Origin of the sequence: Rhizobium sp. Leaf384 (genome assembly GCF_001424065.1) — a bacterium.
In the GTDB taxonomy this organism is placed as follows: domain Bacteria; phylum Pseudomonadota; class Alphaproteobacteria; order Rhizobiales; family Rhizobiaceae; genus Ferranicluibacter.
Genome location: NZ_LMQE01000001.1, coordinates 1,303,314 through 1,321,278 on the forward strand (window position 1 = coordinate 1,303,314; position 17,965 = coordinate 1,321,278).

Consider the following 17,965-nt stretch of genomic DNA (forward strand, 5'->3'; position numbering starts at 1 on the left):
GCTATGGAACCGTACCTTGCCCCTGAAGCAGCCCGCCCGTACCCAAGGGCCGCCGTCGTCTCTCAGTCGCGTCGGAAGGCGACGCTGGCGGCCCAGCCGGTGATGACGGCCAGCAGAACGGCAAAGAGGCCATAGAAGAAGGGGTGCTTGTGCGCCGCTTCCGTGATCGTCGCCTCGAGCCCGGTCTTGATGACCCGGAGCGGCAGGGCCTTTGCGGCCACGAACACGCCGTCGCGAAAGAGGTAGGCGCGCACCACGTGAACGCCGTTGGGCACGTCGGCAGGCAGGCGCACGGACGCCTTGAACAGGCTAGCCGAGATAAACTGCACGCCGCCGGGATCGCGCTGATAGACGCCGCTCGTTTCGCGCAGCCGGCGAAAGGCGTTGCGAAACTCCGTGACGCTGCTGCCGTCGCCGATATAGCCGATGGGACTGAGCGTCATGTGGGACACGCCGATCCCCATATTGTTCATCTCGTTGGCCGGCGCGATGGCGTCGATGTCCCGCGTGCTCGACAGGGAGTAGGATTCCGGTACGAGTTCGAAGGTCATCGACTGCGTGTTGACCCAAATGCCGAACACACGCCGCTTCTTGCGGACGGTCGCGCTTTCCTTGGGGCCCTCCAGCGCGACGACGATGTTGTATTTTCCCTGCGCCAGAAGATCGGGCGCGAAACCGTCGATCGCGCCGAAAATCGTCAGATCCGCGCCCCGAAAGTCGGAGGTAATGGCGATCTCGTCGGTGGAGATGCCGATATCGAGCTTCTCCGTGAACTCTTCGGCCCCGGTTTGCGCAGCCGCGGGGAGTGCCAGCATGAGAATGGCGACGAGGCCTGCAAGGAAGGACCGCATCAGAAGCCCGACCCCGACGCGATGACGGAATAGACGTCTGCAGGCGGCAGAACGAGTTCGACCGCAAGGCGGATACCGACGGCGAGAACCAGCAGGGCCAGAAGCGCCCGCAGCTGCTCACCACGCAGCTTCTGGCCGACACGCACGCCATATTGCGCGCCGATGACCCCGGCGATCATCAGGACGAAGGCGAGGACGATATCGACCGTATAGTTGGCCGTCGCCTGGACGATGACGGTGTAGGCGGAGACGAAGATAATCTGAAACAGCGACGTGCCCACGACGACATTGGTGGGGATGCGCAGGAGATAGATCATGGCGGGCACCATGATGAAGCCGCCGCCGACGCCCATGACGGAGGTGAGAATGCCGATGCAGAAGCCGAGGCCGGCCACCGGGATGACGCTGAGATAGATCTTCGATTTCTTGAACCGGACCTTGAGGGGAAGCCGGTGGATCCAGCCATGGTGGCCGGGACGACGCAGCGGCATGGCCTCGTTGCGCTTGGCGCGCCGCATCGCGTTGATGCTTTCCGCCAGCATCAGCGAGCCGACGGAGCCGAGCAGCAAGACGTAGGCGAGCGAGATTACGAGATCGAGCTGGCCGATGCGGCGCAAGGCGGCGAAGATCCAGATGCCGACCGTCGCACCTGCCAGACCTCCGAGCAGAAGGACGGTCCCGAGCTTGATGTCGATCGTGCCGCGGCGGAAATGGGTGATGGCGCCGGAGATGGAGGAAGCCACGACCTGGTTTGCGCCGGTGGCGACGGCCACGACCGGCGGAATATTGTAGAAGATCAGCAATGGCGTGATCAGGAATCCGCCACCAACGCCGAACATGCCGGAGAGAAAACCGACGGCAGCCCCCATGCCGAGGATGATCAGCACGTTCACCGACAATTCGGCAATGGGCAGGTAGATCGTCACGGCCGGACCTCAAGCATCAAACAGAGCGGAACGGGCGGCGCGACCCTTCGGAGGTCGCGCCGTTGCCGCAGTATGCAGCGAGCTGCTGGATAATCTCTAAACGACGGCCGTATTTCGGACCTTCTTCGAGACGAGACGCGCCTTGCCGCAAGTTCGATGTCCCGCGCGTCGCCGATCTCTCGGAGACACGACGGGTCGGTCGATGCGTCAGCCGTTTCGCTTCAGCAGTTCCTTGACAAGCGCGTCGGTGATGCGACCGTTGGGCTCCTGGCCGATCGAGGTCTGGAAGGCCTTGATGGCATTGACCGTCTTCGTGCCGAGCGCACCGTCGGGCGTACCGGCATCGAAGCCGTTATTGTTCAGGATCGCCTGAATGTTGCGGACGGCCTTCTTCATGTCGACGGAGGACGTCTTCGTGCCCTTGCCGACCCAGGTATCGGGAACGGTCGTGTCGTTGCCCTTGGGATCGAGGGCTGCAGGCTTCCAGGCTGCGACCTTGGCCTTGGCCGCCGTCAACTGATCGGGGGACAGCTCCTTCTCGACCTGGTCGCGCTTCTGCGCCGCGTCGGTATCGCCGTCGGCAGCCGCGACCGCAAACCATTTGTAGGATTCCACGAGGTCCTTGGCGACGCCGTTGCCGCGCGCATAGAGAATGGCGAGGTTGAACTGGCTGTCGCGGACGCCCAGATCGGCCGCCTTTGCAAACCACATGCTGGCAAGGGTGAAGTCCGGGGTCGTGCCATTGCCGCTGGCCAGCATGACCGCCAGATTGTGCATGGCATTCGCATTGCCGCTTTCGGCTGCTTTCTGATAGAGCGTGCGGGCCTTGGCAGCGTCGCGGGGAACGCCGGTGCCCTTTTCGTACAGGCTCCCGAGACGATACTGGGCAGGCACCACGCCGGCATCCGCAGCGCGCTGATACCATTCCGCAGCCTTGGCAAAGTCGGCCTTGACGCCACGACCTTCGGTATAGACCGCGCCGATTTCGAAATAGGCCTTGGGATCGCCGGCGCGGGCAGCATCGGCAAGCGCGACGGGCACGATTTCCGTGGGCACATCGACACTGGCGGGCGCTGCGGCCGTGGAGACGGCCGGTTCCGCGGACGTGGACGCTTCGGGAGCGACGGTCTTGGCAGCAGGCGCTACGGGCTGGGCCTCGGCTTGCCCGGCCATGGAAGCACTGCCTTCTGTCGCCTGGCCCTGCGGCTGCAACGAACTCAGCGGCGCGACGCCTTCCTCCTGCGTTCCGGGGGACGCCTCGGTGACAGGCCCGCCGTCGGCTGCAGGCGCAGCGAGCGCCGGGGCCGTCCCGGAGGCGCTTTCCGGTGCCTGTTGGCCAGACGCCTGATCGGCCGGGACCGCATCCCGGTCGACGGGCGATTCGATCGCCGTGACCGGGGCTGCCGTCTGCTCGGTCTTCATCAGCGTGCTGACGAGCGGATAGGACAGAATGGCGAGGAGCACGGCTCCGACGGCCATGAGGATCGGACGTCGATGGCGGGCAAGAGCGCTCGGCGCGGCACCGGGGCGGGCTGCCGTGCGATTGCCGGTATCGACTTCTTGGGCTGCCTGCTGGGCTGCGCGCCGGGCCGCCGCAATGAAATCCGACTTGTCGCCCTCGCTCGCAACAGATGGGCGCGCGGCCTGGCCCGCGCGGACGCGTTCCAGGATCTTCTTGACGTCCGGCGTGCCGGAGCCCGGCTCCAGGAGCTGGTTGGCGGCTTCGGGGTTGATGGTTTCGAGCGCATCGATCGGCGGCGTCGGCTCGACGAAGCGGCGCTCGACGGCGGGAGCTGCCTGCTTGGCGCGCTTGCCGGCAAAGCGGCTTGTGAGGCCGGAGAGAAGACCGGTGCGCACAACGGCTGCCTCGACCGGGACGAGGCCCTGGGGCTCGCGCATGTCCGCAGCTGCAAGATGCGCCGGATCGGTGACGGCATCCTCGGCAGCGGGACGATCGCGATGATCAAATGTATCGCGCTCCATCGGCATCCGCGACGCAATGTCGGCAGGCATCGCGACGGTGGCGTGCATCGTCCGTGTCAGATCGCCATAGCTGTCGTCGACCTCGCCGCGCTCCAGGAAGGCGGGCGTTTCGGCGCGCGGCATCGTCGCGGCCGTGTCGCGACGGCCGAATGTCGGGGCTGCCTCGTCCCGGACGATCGGCGCAGACGCACGCTCCTCGATACGCTCCAGCTTGTCGGCAATGTGGACAAGCGTTTCGTGCAGCGCCTCGAAGGTGCGGGCGGTGCGCTCGTCGCTCGACCGGCTCAGATCCTCCAGCGTCTTCAGATCGTCCGCGAGAGCCGAGATGGCGGCAATATCGCCCAGGGCCGGAGATGCCGACTGCGTCATGCCATTGCGCGTATAGGCTTCCATCACCGCTTCGGCCGCCTGCCGGGCAGCTTCGATGATGTATTCGTCGCTCGAGGCGAGGTAATCTTCCAGCGCGTTCATGCGGCCTTCGACCTCGGCCGGAACCGCAGGTGTCGTTTCGCGCGGCTGGCTGATGAGGAAGGAGAGATTGGCGATCTGATCCTGGAGGCTGCGCAGGACCTCGCCATCGTCGTAGGGCGCGGCATGCGTCTCGTCGAGACGCTGGGCAATGCCTGACAGCTGGCCTTCGAGCCGCAGGAAGCGATCGTCCGGCAAGGCTGGGGAGCTGTCGAGATTGTCGATGCGGCGCGCGAGGTCGTCGAAGCGGCGGGCCAGGGTATGGCTGACATCGCCCGTGTCGAGCGCGTCGATTTTCGCGGAGATGTCGGCGAGGTGTCCGGTGAGGTCCGGCTGGACGGCGGCGCGCTCGGCGCGTTCCATCATGGCGGAGAGATGATCGAGCCGCTCTTCGAGACGCGCGGCCGCCTCCGCGTTGACGAGGTCTTCCACGCGCGCGGACAAGGCTTCGATGCGCGCTGCAAGACCGTTGTCGGCAGGATAGGCAAGATCGTCGATCTGGCGCGACAGGTCGACGAGACGGCTTTCGACCCGGGTCACGCCGGGGCTGTCGGAGGTTGAGGCCGTGCGGCCGCTCGCGACGATGGCGCGGCTGATCTCGTCGAGACGCGCATCGAGATCGGCGAACTGTTCCTGGAAGCGGCGATCGTCCGGCTGCATGTGCCGGCCGATGAGGTCGATCGCCTGGGCGACCGCCACAAGCTTGTCTTCCAGGGCGTAGAGCGCTGGGCCGTTGTTCATGGTGCCGAGCTGCGACTTGATCTCGTCCAGGCGATAGGCGAGCGCCACGAGTTCGTCATCGCGGGCGGCATCGAACACGTTCAGCCGATCCTCGACGCCAGTCCAGCGGCTCTCCATCCGGCGCACGCTTTCCTCGCGGGCAAGACCGTCGATCATCGCGCGCATCTCTTCCAGATCGGCGCGCAGGGCATTGCTCTCGGAGGTCGTGGGCTGGCGGCCGAGGTCAGCGAGCGACAGCGAAAGGCGCTGCAGGTCCTGGCGAATATCCTGCGCAAGCGCATCGCCCTGCGTCGCGGCTGCGGCGATGCCATGCATCTCGTTGCGCAGCGACGACATTTCGCGCGCGAGACCCTGCTCGATGTCGCGCTTCAGATCCTGACGGAGGCCAACCAGCGCCGTGGCGATATCGCGGACGGCCGTCTCCGGCACGGCAGCGGCGACCGGCTGCAAGACGGGGCGCGACGCTGTACGGGCGGGCTCGCGATGGCTGCGCATGGACAGATCGTCGTCCAGCGCAGGGCGCGGCGGCTGCCGATCGTCATAAGCGGGCGCGACAAAGCGGTCGGAGCCGCGTGCAAGGGCCGGGCTCGAAGCGGAGACCCGCGCGGGGGCCGGCTCGGAAGGGGCCGGCACCGGAGCGGACGGCGCGCGCGTCTGGATGCGATGGCGCTCGGTTGCTTTTTCCAGACGCGTGGCGCTCAGGGCGCGCTGACGCTGGAGGATTTCGGAAATGGCATCGGCGCGGGAGACAGGCCGCTCGGCTGCAGCGCCAACACCATTGCGGGCCGCTTCCGGCGGGCGCGTCTCGCGCTTGGCAGGCGCGATCAGGCCTTCGATGCGGGCCTCCAGACCTTCGATCGTGCGGTTCAGGGCTTCCAGTGAGGAACGCTCGCCATGGCGACCGTCTTGACGGTCATCGGCCGGGGTGCCCATCCGGGGAGGAGTTGATCGCGATCCGTTCATATGTGCTTTCGCCTTTTGCCTGGCATTCCCCGGACGCGGCCGAAGGGTCAGGCCCCTTGAGCCGGTGGACACGCTGCGGACGACTCGGAACGGAACAAGCAGCATTGACCTCTCGCGCCACTTTCACGGAACGTGGTAAACAAGCCGTTAACCTCTCACCCGATTTCGGGGCTTGGACACGAAAAGGTTAGTTTTTGCCGACAGTCTCAGTCTGCCCGCGACCGTAATTTTCGGGCAAAACGCACCGGTCGCCAATTTGACGTTTACGCGCACGTCAGTTTTTAATAGAGTGCCCTCATGAATGGCCTTAATGAGGATAGGCCGCAGGAGGAAGACAGTCGATGCCCATCTACAAGGCCCCGGTCGAGGATACGCTTTTCATTCTCAATGACGTGCTCGGCATCGAGCGCTACAACAATATCCCCGGCTTCTCGGACGTCACGCCGGACATGCTCGACGTCATCGTCGGCGAAGCCGCCAAGCTGGCCGAGGAAGTGTTGTTTCCCCTGAACCTTTCAGGCGATCAGGAGGGGTGTGTCCGCCATCCGGACGGCTCGGTCACCACCCCGAAAGGGTTCAAGGAAGCCTATGACCTCTACCGCCAGAGCGGCTGGCTGGGCCTTGCCGCACCGGAAGCGTTTGGGGGCCAGGGCCTGCCCTACACGCTCCACACGGCGATCGGCGAATACATGTCGTCCGCCAACATGTCGCTCACCATGTATCCGGGCCTGACGCAGGGGGCCATCGCCGCCATCATCGAGCATGGCACGGACGAGCAGCGGGCCACCTATCTGCCGAAGATGATCGCCGGCGACTGGACGGGAACGATGAACCTGACGGAGCCGCACTGCGGCACCGATCTGGGGCTTTTGCGAACCAAAGCCGTGCCGCAGGCCGATGGCAGCTACAAGATCTCCGGCCAGAAGATCTTCATCTCCGCCGGCGAACACGATATGGCCGACAACATCGTCCATCTTGTCCTTGCCCGCATCGAAGGCGCCCCCGAGGGGACGAAGGGCATCTCGCTCTTCATCGTGCCGAAGTTCATCGTTCAGGCCGACGGCACGCCGGGCGCGCGCAACGGCGCGACGTGCGGCGCCATCGAGCACAAGATGGGCATCCACGGCAATTCGACCTGCGTCATGAACTATGACGACGCGACGGGCTACCTGATCGGTGCCGCCAATCGCGGCTTGAACGCCATGTTCGTCATGATGAACGAGGCCCGTCTCGGCGTCGGCCTGCAGGGTCTCTCGGTCTCGGAGACGGCGTATCAGAACGCTGTCGCCTATGCGCGCGAGCGTTTGCAGGGCCGCTCGCTCTCCGGCATCAAGGCGCCGGACAAGAAGGCCGATCCGCTGATCGTCCATCCGGACATCCGCCGCGTGCTGATGACAATCCGCGCCTTCAACGAAGCCAGCCGGGCCTTCACGCTCTGGACTGCGCTAAAGTCGGACATTGCGCATCGCTCCGAAGACGAAGCGGAGCGCCAGACGGCCGATGACCTGCTGGGCCTCCTGACACCGATCCTCAAGGGCGTCCTGACCGACCGCGGCTTTGACCATGCCGTCATGGCACAGCAGGTCTATGGCGGGCACGGCTATATCGAAGAGCACGGCATGAGCCAGTATGTGCGCGATGCACGCATTGCCATGATCTACGAAGGCGCCAACGGCATCCAGGCGCTCGACCTCGTCGGCCGGAAGCTTGGCCTTAACGGTGGCCGCGCCATCATGACGCTGTTCAAGGAGATCGGCGATTTCTGCGACGAAAACCGCAATGACGAGCGAATGAACCCCTATACCAAGGCGCTCAAGAAGAGCCTGAACGACCTGCAGTCGGCGTCCATGTGGTTCATGTCCAACGCGATGGCAAAGCCCGACAATGCGGGAGCCGGCTCGACAGACTACATGCACCTCAGCGGGCTGGTCATCCTCGGCTACATGTGGGCGAAGATGGCGAAGACCGCGCAGGACCTTCTGGCGTCAGGTGCCGGCGACCGCAAGACGTACCTGCAAAACAAGTTGGTGACGGCGACGTTCTACATGGAGCGGATCCTGCCCGAGACGGCCCTGCGCCGCTCGCGCATCGAAGCGGGATCGGATACGCTTATGGCGCTCGACGCCGCCGCATTCTGACACGCGACCGCCACCTCACGTTTCATCGCCTCCAAGGATATATCGACGGCTTCGTGCCGATTGGGAGAACGGGATCATGACTGACGTATTCATTTACGACCATGTGCGCACGCCACGCGGTCGCGGCAAGAAGGACGGCGCTCTGCATGAAGTCCCGACGCCCCGCCTTGCTGCCCGCATGCTCGAGGCGCTGCGGGACCGCAACGGTCTCGATACGAGCACCGTCGACGACATCATCATGGGCTGCGTCGATCCGGTCTACGAAGCCGGCGCCGTCATTCCCAAGGCGGCGGCGTTCGAAGCAGGCTACTCGACCCGGGCCCCCGGGCTGCAGATCTCGCGCTTCTGCGCGTCCGGCCTCGATGCCATCAATCTAGCCGCCGGCAAGATCTCCCAGGGTGCGGACGACATCGTCATCGCCGGCGGGGTCGAGAGCATGTCCCGCGTCGGCATGGGCATGTCGGGCGGCGCCTGGTACATGGACCCCTCCGTGAGTTTTCCAGGCTATTTCATGCCGCAGGGCGTCTCTGCCGATCTGATCGCCACGAAGTACGGCTTCTCGCGTGACGATGTCGATGCCTATGCCGTGGAGAGCCAGCGCCGCGCGGGCGTCGCCTGGGAAAACGGCTACTTCGACCGCTCCGTCGTTCCGGTGAAGGACCAGAACGGCATCGTCATTCTCGCCAAGGACGAGCATATGCGTCCGACGACGACGATGCAGACCCTCGCCGGGCTCAATCCCTCATTCCAGATGCCGGGCGAGATGGGCGGCTTCGAGGCCGTCGGCATTCAGGCGCATCCGGAAATCGAGAAGATCAACTACGTCCACCACGCGGGCAACTCCTCGGGCATCGTGGATGGCGCCGGCCTCGTGCTCGTCGGTTCCAAGGCCGGCGGCGAGAGCATCGGAGCCAGGCCTCGCGCCCGCATCAAGGCCTTTGCAAACATCGGCTCGGACCCGGCGCTGATGCTGACCGGCCCGGTGGACGTGACCGAAAAGCTGCTGAAGCGCGCAGGCATGACCATCGGCGATATCGACCTGTTCGAGCTGAACGAGGCCTTTGCCGCCGTCGTGCTGCGGTATTGCCAAGCCTTCGACATCTCCCATGACATCATCAACGTCAATGGTGGCGCCATCGCCCTTGGCCATCCGCTCGGGGCGACCGGTGCGATGATCCTCGGCACGGTGCTCGACGAACTCGAGCGCCGAGACCTCAACACGGCCCTCGTCACGCTCTGCATCGGAGCGGGCATGGGCACGGCCACGATCATCGAACGCGTTTGAGGGGGAGACAATCATGACATACACCAATTTCACCATCGAGACGGATGGCGACGGGATTGCACTCGTCACCTGGAACATGCCCGACAAGTCGATGAACGTCTTCACGGCCGACGTCCTGCGGGAACTGTCTGCCATCAACGACGCGGTCGTGAAGGACGAGGCCATCAAGGGGGTCGTCTTCACGTCGGGCAAGTCGACCTTCTCGGGCGGCGCCGACCTCTCGATGATCAAGGGCATGTTCACCTTCCAAGCCGAGGAAAAGAAGAAGAACCCCGACACCGCGGCCGAGAAGCTGTTCGAACTCTGCGGCGAGATGACAGGCCTGTTCCGCAGGATCGAAACCTCGGGCAAGCCATGGGTTTCCGCCATCAACGGCACCTGCATGGGCGGCGCCTTCGAGCTGTCGCTCGCCTGCCACGGTCGCGCTGCATCCAATTCCAAGGCGGTCAAGATCGCCCTGCCCGAGGTCAAGGTTGGGATCTTTCCCGGTGCCGGCGGTACGCAGCGCGTGCCGCGTCTGACCAATGCGCAGGATGCGCTGCAGATGATGACGACCGGCCAGACCCTCACCCCCCAGCGTGCCAGGGCTCTCGGCCTCGTGCACGAGCTCGCGGCGCCCGAGGCCCTGATCGATGCTGCCAAGGCGATGATCAAGAACGGCCTGAAGCCTGTCCAGCCTTGGGACGAGAAGGGCTTCAAGGCGCCGGGCGGCTCCATGTGGAGCGCGGCGGGCGCCCAGCTCTGGCCGGCAGCTTCCGGCATTTTGCGCCGCGAGACCTACGGCAATTACCCGGGTGCGCTCGCCATCGTGAAGTGTGTCTATGAAGGGCTCCAGGTACCGTTCGATACGGCCCTCAAGATCGAGCAGCGCTACTTCACGCAGATCCTGCAGACCACCGAGGCCTTCTCGATGATCCGCTCGCTGTTCATCTCCATGCAGGAACTCGGCAAGGGCGCACGCCGCCCGGCCGGTGTTCCAAAATCGGAATTTCGGCATGTGGGGGTCGTCGGCGCCGGCTTCATGGGCGCCTCCATCGCCTATGTCACGGCCGCTGCCGGAATTCCCGTCACGCTCATCGACCGCGACCTCGAAGCGGCCACCAAGGGCCGGACGCATTCCGAAAACCTCGTGAAGGACAGTGTGGCCAAGGGCCGGATGACGCAGGAAAAGGGCGAGCAGCTTCTGGCCCTGATCACCCCGTCGGCCGACTATGCGGACCTGAAGACTGCGGACTTCGTGATCGAGGCGGTGTTCGAGGACCGCACGGTCAAGAAGGACGTGATCGCGGCCGTTGAAGCCGTGCTCTCGCCCGATGCGATCTTTGCCTCCAACACCTCGACGCTGCCGATCACTGGCCTTGCCGAGACATCGAAACGGCCGGCCCAGTTCATCGGCGTCCACTTCTTCTCGCCCGTCGAGAAGATGATGCTGACCGAGGTCATTCTCGGAAAGGAAACCGGCGACGCCGCATTGGCCCGGGCGCTCGATTATGTCGCCGCGATCAAGAAGACACCGATCGTCGTCAACGACACCCGCGGCTTCTACGTCAACCGCTGCGTCTTCCGCTATATCCACGAAGCCTATGACATGCTGATCGAAGGCGTGCCGGCTGCCATGATCGAGAACGTTGCCAAGATGGCCGGCATGCCGGTCGGCCCGCTCTCGCTCAACGACGAAGTCGCCATCGACCTGTCGCAGAAGATCCTGAAGGCGACCGTTGCCGATCTTGGGGCACAGGCGGTCGATCCGGCCCACCTCGCTCTCGTCAACAAACTCGTCGACGACCTCGGCCGGCGTGGACGCAAGAACGGCAAGGGCTTCTATGATTATCCGGAAAAGCCGGCCAAGAAGCACATCTGGGCGGGATTGAAGGATCTCTATCCGCAGACGCCGGCCGACGAGATCGACGTACAGACGATCAAGGACCGCTTCCTCGTCACCATCGCGCTCGAGGCCGCCCGCACCGTCGAAGAAGGCATTGTCACCGATCCGCGCGAAGCCGATGTCGGCTCCATTCTCGGCTTCGGTTTTGCGCCCTACACCGGAGGCACGCTGTCCTACATCGACGGCATGGGCGCCAAGGCCTTTGTCGCCCTGTGCGAGAGGCTGGCCGCACGCTATGGCGACCACTTCGCGCCGACGCAACTGCTGGTAGACATGGCCGCCAAAGGCGAGACCTTCTACGGCCGGTTCGACCCTTACGCGAAGGTGGCGGCCGCAGCCTGACCGGGCCGAGATGGCCGCTTTAGTACTCCCGACGCTAGCGAACCCCGGCTCACGCCGGGGTTTGATCGTTTCGCCCCCTGACTGCGCTGTCGATCCCGCACCATCGTCTCACGACACGAAAAAAGCCGGCGCATGTTCTGCGCCGGCTTCGTCATTCCAATGGTCCGTTTCAGGCTGCCTGGATGGCCGAGACCTGCCACTGCGTATTGGGGCGGCGGAAGAAGGTCCAAAGCTCCGTCGCCTCGGTCGGGCGATCCGGGTCGCCGTCGACGACCTTGCCGGTATTCCGGTCGCGGGTGACGTCGATGCTCTCATAGCGCATGGCAACTGTTGCGAATTCGCCGGCTTCCTCTCTCCAGGATTCCGCCAGATCTCCCTGGAGGAGACGAACGTCGCGAACCTCGTTGCGCCGGCCCTGCGTGGCATTCTCGCTCAATTCCTCGGCAAGCCAGGACATGGCTTCCGGTGTCGTGAGCCGGCGCAGGGCACCATAGTCCTCGGCGCCATAGGCCGTCTGCACGTCCTTCAGCATGGCTTCGAAGCGCTCCAGATCGGCCTGGCCGATGCCGAGTTCATCCGAGACGGCAGCGGACCGGGCCGGCTGCGCCTGCGGTGCCGCACCGCCGCCGATGCGCGGAATGGCGAAACCGGGGCCGCGCGAGGACTGCGCATTGCCGCGCTGCGGATCGTTCGCGGCGTCACGGGCATAACCGTTGTAGGAACCGGTGTTCGCATTGCCGGCGGCCGCGCCGGCACGTCCGGTTGCCGGCTGCTGCTGGCGATTGCGCAAGAAGCGCATCAGCAGCATCGCGGCACCGGCGATCAGGGCGAGCTGCAGCAGCATGCCGAGGAAGCCGGCCGCGCCGCCGAAACCGTTGCCCATCATCATTCCGAGCAGGCCGCCAAGGGCAAGGCCACCGAGCAGCGAACCGCCGAAGCCGCCGAAGAAGCCGCCGGGGCGACGTGCAGGCGCAGTCTGCGCCGCGCCCGGCTGGTTCTGCGCCGCGTTGGGGCGAGTCGCCTGGGGCGTCATGGTGCGATCGATCGGCGCCGGCGCATTGGGAGCCGTGCGGGTGACGGGCGGCGCCGAGAAGGTGCGCGTGCCGCGGCTCCCGAAACCGCCACCTGCACGGCGCGCTTCGGCAAAATCTGTCGCCGTGATGACAAGCGTCATCGCAACCGCCGACAAAACCGCAAACTTCTTCAATCCTGACATGCCGCATCCCCGTTATCGTTCAACCGGATCGAAAGACCCTTAGGGCGAATATATGGGCACGAGCACGCCGTCTTGAAAGGGTTTTGCCGCGTGATCACGAAAACGGCATCCGCCGTGAGGGCGCCGGCTCGTCATGTCGTAGAGATCATATCCGCCCCTGCGGCCCTCGAGCATCAGTTCGTCAGATCGTAGGGGACACGGTAACCGTTTTCGTCCAGCCAGGCGATCAGGGCTTTCGGCTCGTCCGTCTGTATGATCGTTGCTCCATGGTCGATCCAGAAGCCCCAACTTTCGAGCGGCCTACCGTCGATTACAGCCCGCTCGTCTCCGCGACCGCCTGCCTGCATGCCCGGGGCACGATTGATGATCGTGTAGGTGTTGACCCACTGGTGCCAGTTTCCCTTGATGGCCGCAGCGCGTGCCTTGGCGGAAAACAGGACGCCGCCATCGCGGGTTTCCGGGGCATCGTCGGCATGCCAATGGACCAGTTCCGCAGCCGGTGCGCCAAAGCTTGCCGTTGCCTTCGCCATGAAGTCCGCATTGCGTACGGCGTCGTCTGCCAGGATCGGCAGGAACGTCACATCGGACCCGACGGACGCCATCACAGCCTTCGCCTCAGCGATCCGCCTGTCGTTCCAGAGATTTTCCTTGACGAGAATCTGTTCCGCCATTCCGAGGCGACGGGCCAGTCGTGCAACCTGTGGCAGGATGTCCGGCGTCAGCTTGTTGTCGATGTTGACGAGGATGCGGCCGCGGGTCTCGAGCAGGACCTCTTCCAGCGTCGGAACGGTCTCGTCCGTCACGCGACCGTCGGACTCGACCACGAGCCTGCAGGTTCTGAGCGTCGCCAGAGAGGTCTTGCGGGTTTCGCCGCGGCAGGTCGTCGTGCGATCGAGATCGTCATCATGCATCAGGATCAGCGTGCCGTCGGAGGATCTGCGGACATCGAGCTCGATCATCTCGGCTCCGAGCGCAATCGCGTTCCGGACCGCATCGAGTGAGTTCTCGGCGCGGATCATGCGACCGTTTTCCTTCCATCCGGTCCGGTGGGCAACCACCATGACGTGGTTGCGCCAGGCATTGGCATTCCTCAGGCGCTCGAGAATGCGGTCGGTTCGCGTGTTGTCCACCGCTTGGGCTGGCAAGGTCGCGACGATGGCGACGCAGCAGGCGGCGGCGGAAATCAGGATACCGGTCCAGCGCATCGTGCGAGCCCCTTGGACGGTTGCAGGTCCGCTGGGCTTAGAAGTCCGTCGTGACAGTGCCGTGAAGCTGCGATGACGGAAGCATGAAGTCTGGCGGAGCCAGAGGGAGAGCCGCCGATGTCGAACCTAGCGGGACGCCTCGTTTGCGCGCATCGGCATGCTGTCAATGAGCCCGAACAGCTGCTCCGGAGCCACCGGCTTGGCGGCGCGCAGCTTGATGCCGCCGTCCTTGCCGACAAGGATCGCGGCAAACGGGCCGTTATCCGTCACGCCGGCGTCTTTGCGCAGTTCTGCGGCCGTGGCGGTCTCTGCCCTGCCGAAGACAGGCATCACGGTGTCGCCGACCACCTCGAGCACCACCATGTCACGGTCGGCAAGCGCCGCTCTACCCTGAAGAAGAAGCCGTCTCTGCTCGACGGCCTCAGCGTTCCCAAGCTTTGCGAAGACGAGGAGGACGCGGCTTTTCCAGCCAAAGGTGTCGATGCCGGAAGCAAAAGCGGGGAAAGAACTGCTGACGACAAGAAGGGCAAGGGCAGCAGCCCTGAGGATGCGCGACATCGGAGATCTCCCGTTTGCGTGAAAACGCCACGGTGCGGTACGGCGTTCCCTCACATCCCCGTCATCGGCGTCTGGGATCAGGCCAGGAAGGTCTCGTAGAGCAGCTTGACGTTGAGCACGACGATGATGGTGGCGACGATCCAGGCGAGCGCGCCGACCCAGCGGGAGACGACGAACGTGCCCATTTTCTCGCGGTTGGTGACGAAGCTGACCAGCGGGATGACCGCGAACGGCAGTTGCATGGACAGCACGACCTGGCTCAGCACCAGAAGCTCGGCCGTGCCGCGCTCGCCGTAGAGATAGGTAATGACGACGACAGGCACGATGGCGATGCCCCGGGTGATGAGACGGCGGGCCCAGTTCGGGATCGTCAGCCGCAGAAACCCTTCCATGACGATCTGCCCGGCCAGGGTTGCCGTGACCGTGGAATTGAGTCCGGACGCGAGCAGCGCGACGGCAAAGAGTGTCGAGGCGATGCCAAGACCCAGCAGCGGCGAGAGAAGTTCGTAGGCCTGTTCGATTTCCGCGACGTCGGTACGGCCGTTGGCATGGAAGACGGAGGCTGCAACGATGAGGATGGCAGCATTGATGAACAGCGCGAGCATGAGTGCAATCGTGCTGTCGAGGGTCGCCCACTTGATCGCCTCGCGCTTGCCCGGCTCGGTACGTTCGAACTTGCGCGTCTGGACGATCGACGAGTGAAGGTAGAGATTGTGCGGCATGACCGTTGCGCCGATAATCCCGATGGCGATGTAGAGCATCGCAGGATTGGTGACGACCTCCGTCGACGGCAGGAAGCCCTGCAGCACAGCGGCGACCGGCGGGGCGGCGGCGGCGATCTGCACGAGGAAGCAGAGGGCGATGATGCCGAGGAGTGCCATGACGAAGGACTCCAGGAAGCGGAAACCCTTCTGCATCAGGTAGAGAAGCAGAAAGGCATCGAGCGCCGTGATCAGCGCGCCGGCGATCAGGGGAATCCCGAACAGCAGTTTCAGCGCGATCGCCGTGCCGATGACCTCGGCAAGATCGCAGGCGATGATGGCAAGCTCGCAGGCGATCCAGAGCACGAAGCCGACAGGCCTCGGGTAGGCATCCCGACAGGCTTGCGCCAGATCGCGACCCGTGGCGATGCCGAGGCGGGCGGCCAGCGCCTGCAGGAGGATAGCCATGAGATTGGACAGAAGGATGACCGTGAGCAGGGTGTAGCCGAACTGGGCACCCCCTGCGATGTCCGTTGCCCAGTTTCCCGGGTCCATGTAGCCGACCGAGACCATGTAGCCGGGACCGACAAAGGCGAGGAAGCGGCGAAACCATGTGCCACCCACAGGCACCGCGACCGTGGAGTGAACGTCGGCAAGGCTCTGCCGCCCCTCTTCTTCCGAATGATTGAAACGCCAGCTGGAGCGGGTTTCACGCTGGTTCAGAAGAACGTCAGGGGTAGCCATCAGGCAGTCTCCGGATGCGGATCGGCGTCGATGGACAAAAACTAGGGCAGGCCCGAACATTATGCAATGGGCTATATTTCATCGATTTGGCTTTTTTCCGCAGTGCAGCGTGGTGATGGCCTTGGTCTGGTCCTGGTCCGGGCCATGGGCGGCACATTCTGGTGGTGGAGGAGTGGAGAAAGCCATTCGGAAAATGCCCGCTTGCATGATAGACACGCGAAAACCGGATGCATGAACGTTGACGCGAACTCGAAGGATCAGGAATACGTGGCGCGCAGATCCATTCCCCGCGCGGATCCCCTTCCGGACGCGGACACGCACTCGGAGGGCTTCCGCCAGACGCGCCAGGCGTTGCGCGGCGCCCTTGTCGAGGATTATGTCGAGCTGATTGCCGATCTGATCGACGACGGCAACGAGGCGCGGCAGGTGGATATTGCCGCCCGCCTGGGCGTGGCGCAGCCGACCGTTGCCAAGATGCTGGCGCGGCTTGCAGCCGATGGTCTCGTCTCGCGAAAGCCCTATCGCGGCGTTTTCCTGACCGAAGCGGGACAGAAGATGGCGGCCGAAAGCCGGGAGCGGCACCAGACCGTGGAACAGTTCCTGCGCTGTCTCGGCGTTAGTCCGGAGACGGCGCGGGTGGATGCCGAAGGTATCGAGCATCATGTCAGCGACGAAACGCTGGCGGCATTCCGTCGTCTGATCGCCGACCGGTCTTCGCATGCGAAAGATCGCGACGCGCCTTAGAGCCCCAGGCAGGACAGCATGACGAAGGTGGCGAACAGCACGAAATGCGTCATGCCCTCGATGGCATTGGTCTCGCCGTCGTTGAGGTTGATCGCCGCGACGATCAGCGTGATGGTGATCATGACCGTCTGCACCGGGGTCATCGCCATGATGAACGGCTGGCCGGTATAAAGCGCGATGGCCTCCATCACGGGGACGGTGAGAATGACGGTGGAAAGCGAAGCGCCGAGCGCGATGTTGACAACCGACTGCATGTGATTGGCAAGGGCCGAGCGCATGGCGGTCATGATCTCGGGTGCGGCCGAAATGGCGGCGACGACGATGGCGGCCAGGATCGGCGGGGCGCCGGTTCCCGCCAGGCCGGTATTGAGCAGCGCCGACATGATCTCGGCCAGCACGCCGATGACGACGATGCCGAAGACGAGAATGCCGATCGAGAGCGTCGTGCTCTCTGGCTCTTCGACGCGCCCGACTGCTTTTTCGCGACGGGTCTTCGGATAGCTGTAGCTGAAGAAGTAACTGTGCGCCCCGACCTGCATGCGCAGGAAGAGACCATAGAGCATGATCATCGCAACGATGGTGAAGGCGGAATAGAAGTGCCACTTCGCTTGCGGAATGAACTCCGGCACGATCATAGAGATGCTCATGGCCGTCAGGATCATGACGCAATAGGTGCGGCTGGAATCGTCGTTGTAGGGCTGTTCGCCGTGCTTCAGCCCGCCCAGAAGCGCCGCGATGCCGAGAATACCGTTGATGTCGAGCATGACGGCGGAATAGATCGTATCGCGCACCAGCGTCGGCGAGCTTTCGGATGAACTCATCATGATCGCGAGAATGACCACCTCGACCAGCACGGCCGAGAGCGTCAGGATCATCGTACCGTAGGGATCACCGACCTTGGTTGCCAGCAGTTCCGCGTGGTGTGCCACCCGCATCGAGGCCAGGATGATGGCGCCGATCAGGAACACGGCACCGGCAAGCGACGCCACCTGCCCCATGCCGATGAGGCTGTGTTCGGACGCAAGTCCCGCGATGCCGGCCACGATGGCAACGAGGATAAGCCGCTCGGAGCGGATAAGGGTGAAGAGCACGGCGCCTCGCTCGTCTGGACATGGCATACGACCTGAACGGCCTTGATGGTCGGAAAATGCAAGTATAGGTCCTGCGACCTGCATTTCAACAAAACCACCTGAAGCGATCGAATAAGGATTATTT

General features: G+C 64.1%; 12 protein-coding genes. 4 read left to right on the top strand and 8 right to left on the bottom strand.

Features of this window, described 5'->3' with window-relative positions:
- Positions 1-62: 62 nt before the first annotated feature.
- The 3 genes from ASG25_RS05960 to ASG25_RS05970 form a co-directional block, all read right to left on the bottom strand.
- Complete coding sequence (locus ASG25_RS05960; RefSeq protein ID WP_062470558.1) at positions 63-851, bottom strand: TIGR02186 family protein; 789 nt, start codon at positions 849-851, stop codon at positions 63-65.
- Positions 851-1,777, bottom strand: a complete 927-nt coding sequence (locus ASG25_RS05965) for a sulfite exporter TauE/SafE family protein (RefSeq protein WP_062470561.1) — start codon at positions 1,775-1,777, stop codon at positions 851-853. The genes ASG25_RS05960 and ASG25_RS05965 overlap by 1 nt, the downstream gene beginning before the upstream one ends.
- Positions 1,778-1,984: 207 nt before the next feature.
- Entirely contained in the window at positions 1,985-5,902 is a 3,918-nt protein-coding gene (locus ASG25_RS05970; RefSeq protein ID WP_244479342.1) for a peptidoglycan-binding protein, read from the bottom strand.
- 371 nt (positions 5,903-6,273) lie between these two features.
- On the opposite strand from ASG25_RS05970, the gene ASG25_RS05975 reads away from it, so the two are divergent.
- The 3 genes from ASG25_RS05975 (at position 6,274) to ASG25_RS05985 (ending at position 11,582) form a co-directional block, all read left to right on the top strand.
- Entirely contained in the window at positions 6,274-8,070 is a 1,797-nt protein-coding gene (locus tag ASG25_RS05975; protein WP_062470567.1) for an acyl-CoA dehydrogenase C-terminal domain-containing protein, read from the top strand.
- A 76-nt stretch (positions 8,071-8,146) separates the two neighbouring features.
- Positions 8,147-9,355: an acetyl-CoA C-acetyltransferase gene (locus tag ASG25_RS05980; protein WP_062470570.1), complete on the top strand. Its 1,209-nt coding sequence runs from the start codon at positions 8,147-8,149 to the stop codon at positions 9,353-9,355.
- A gap of 13 nt (positions 9,356-9,368) precedes the next feature.
- Complete coding sequence (locus ASG25_RS05985; protein WP_062470573.1) at positions 9,369-11,582, top strand: 3-hydroxyacyl-CoA dehydrogenase NAD-binding domain-containing protein; 2,214 nt, start codon at positions 9,369-9,371, stop codon at positions 11,580-11,582.
- A 169-nt stretch (positions 11,583-11,751) separates the two neighbouring features.
- Here the strand turns inward: ASG25_RS05985 and ASG25_RS05990 are convergent, their stop codons facing one another.
- From ASG25_RS05990 to ASG25_RS06005, 4 genes are all read right to left on the bottom strand, one after another.
- Entirely contained in the window at positions 11,752-12,798 is a 1,047-nt protein-coding gene (locus ASG25_RS05990; RefSeq protein ID WP_062470576.1) for a Tim44 domain-containing protein, read from the bottom strand.
- 173 nt (positions 12,799-12,971) lie between these two features.
- Positions 12,972-14,003, bottom strand: coding sequence for a glycerophosphodiester phosphodiesterase family protein (locus tag ASG25_RS05995; RefSeq protein ID WP_062470578.1), 1,032 nt, complete (start codon positions 14,001-14,003; stop codon positions 12,972-12,974).
- Positions 14,004-14,129: 126 nt separating this feature from the next.
- A complete protein-coding gene (locus ASG25_RS06000; RefSeq protein ID WP_062470581.1) occupies positions 14,130-14,561 on the bottom strand; it encodes a DUF4174 domain-containing protein in 432 nt (143 codons plus the stop codon).
- Between the two features lie 77 nt (positions 14,562-14,638).
- Entirely contained in the window at positions 14,639-16,006 is a 1,368-nt protein-coding gene (locus tag ASG25_RS06005) for an Nramp family divalent metal transporter (RefSeq protein ID WP_062470584.1), read from the bottom strand.
- A gap of 231 nt (positions 16,007-16,237) precedes the next feature.
- Between ASG25_RS06005 and mntR the strand changes: the two genes are divergently transcribed.
- Positions 16,238-16,750 carry a manganese-binding transcriptional regulator MntR gene (gene mntR / locus ASG25_RS06010; RefSeq protein ID WP_156379602.1) on the top strand — a complete coding sequence of 171 codons (513 nt, stop codon included), beginning with the start codon at positions 16,238-16,240 and terminating at the stop codon, positions 16,748-16,750.
- Here mntR and ASG25_RS06015 read toward each other — a convergent pair.
- Complete coding sequence (locus ASG25_RS06015) at positions 16,747-17,868, bottom strand: calcium:proton antiporter (RefSeq protein ID WP_062470587.1); 1,122 nt, start codon at positions 17,866-17,868, stop codon at positions 16,747-16,749. The two genes, mntR and ASG25_RS06015, sit on opposite strands and share 4 nt — an antisense overlap.
- Positions 17,869-17,965: the final 97 nt, after the last annotated feature.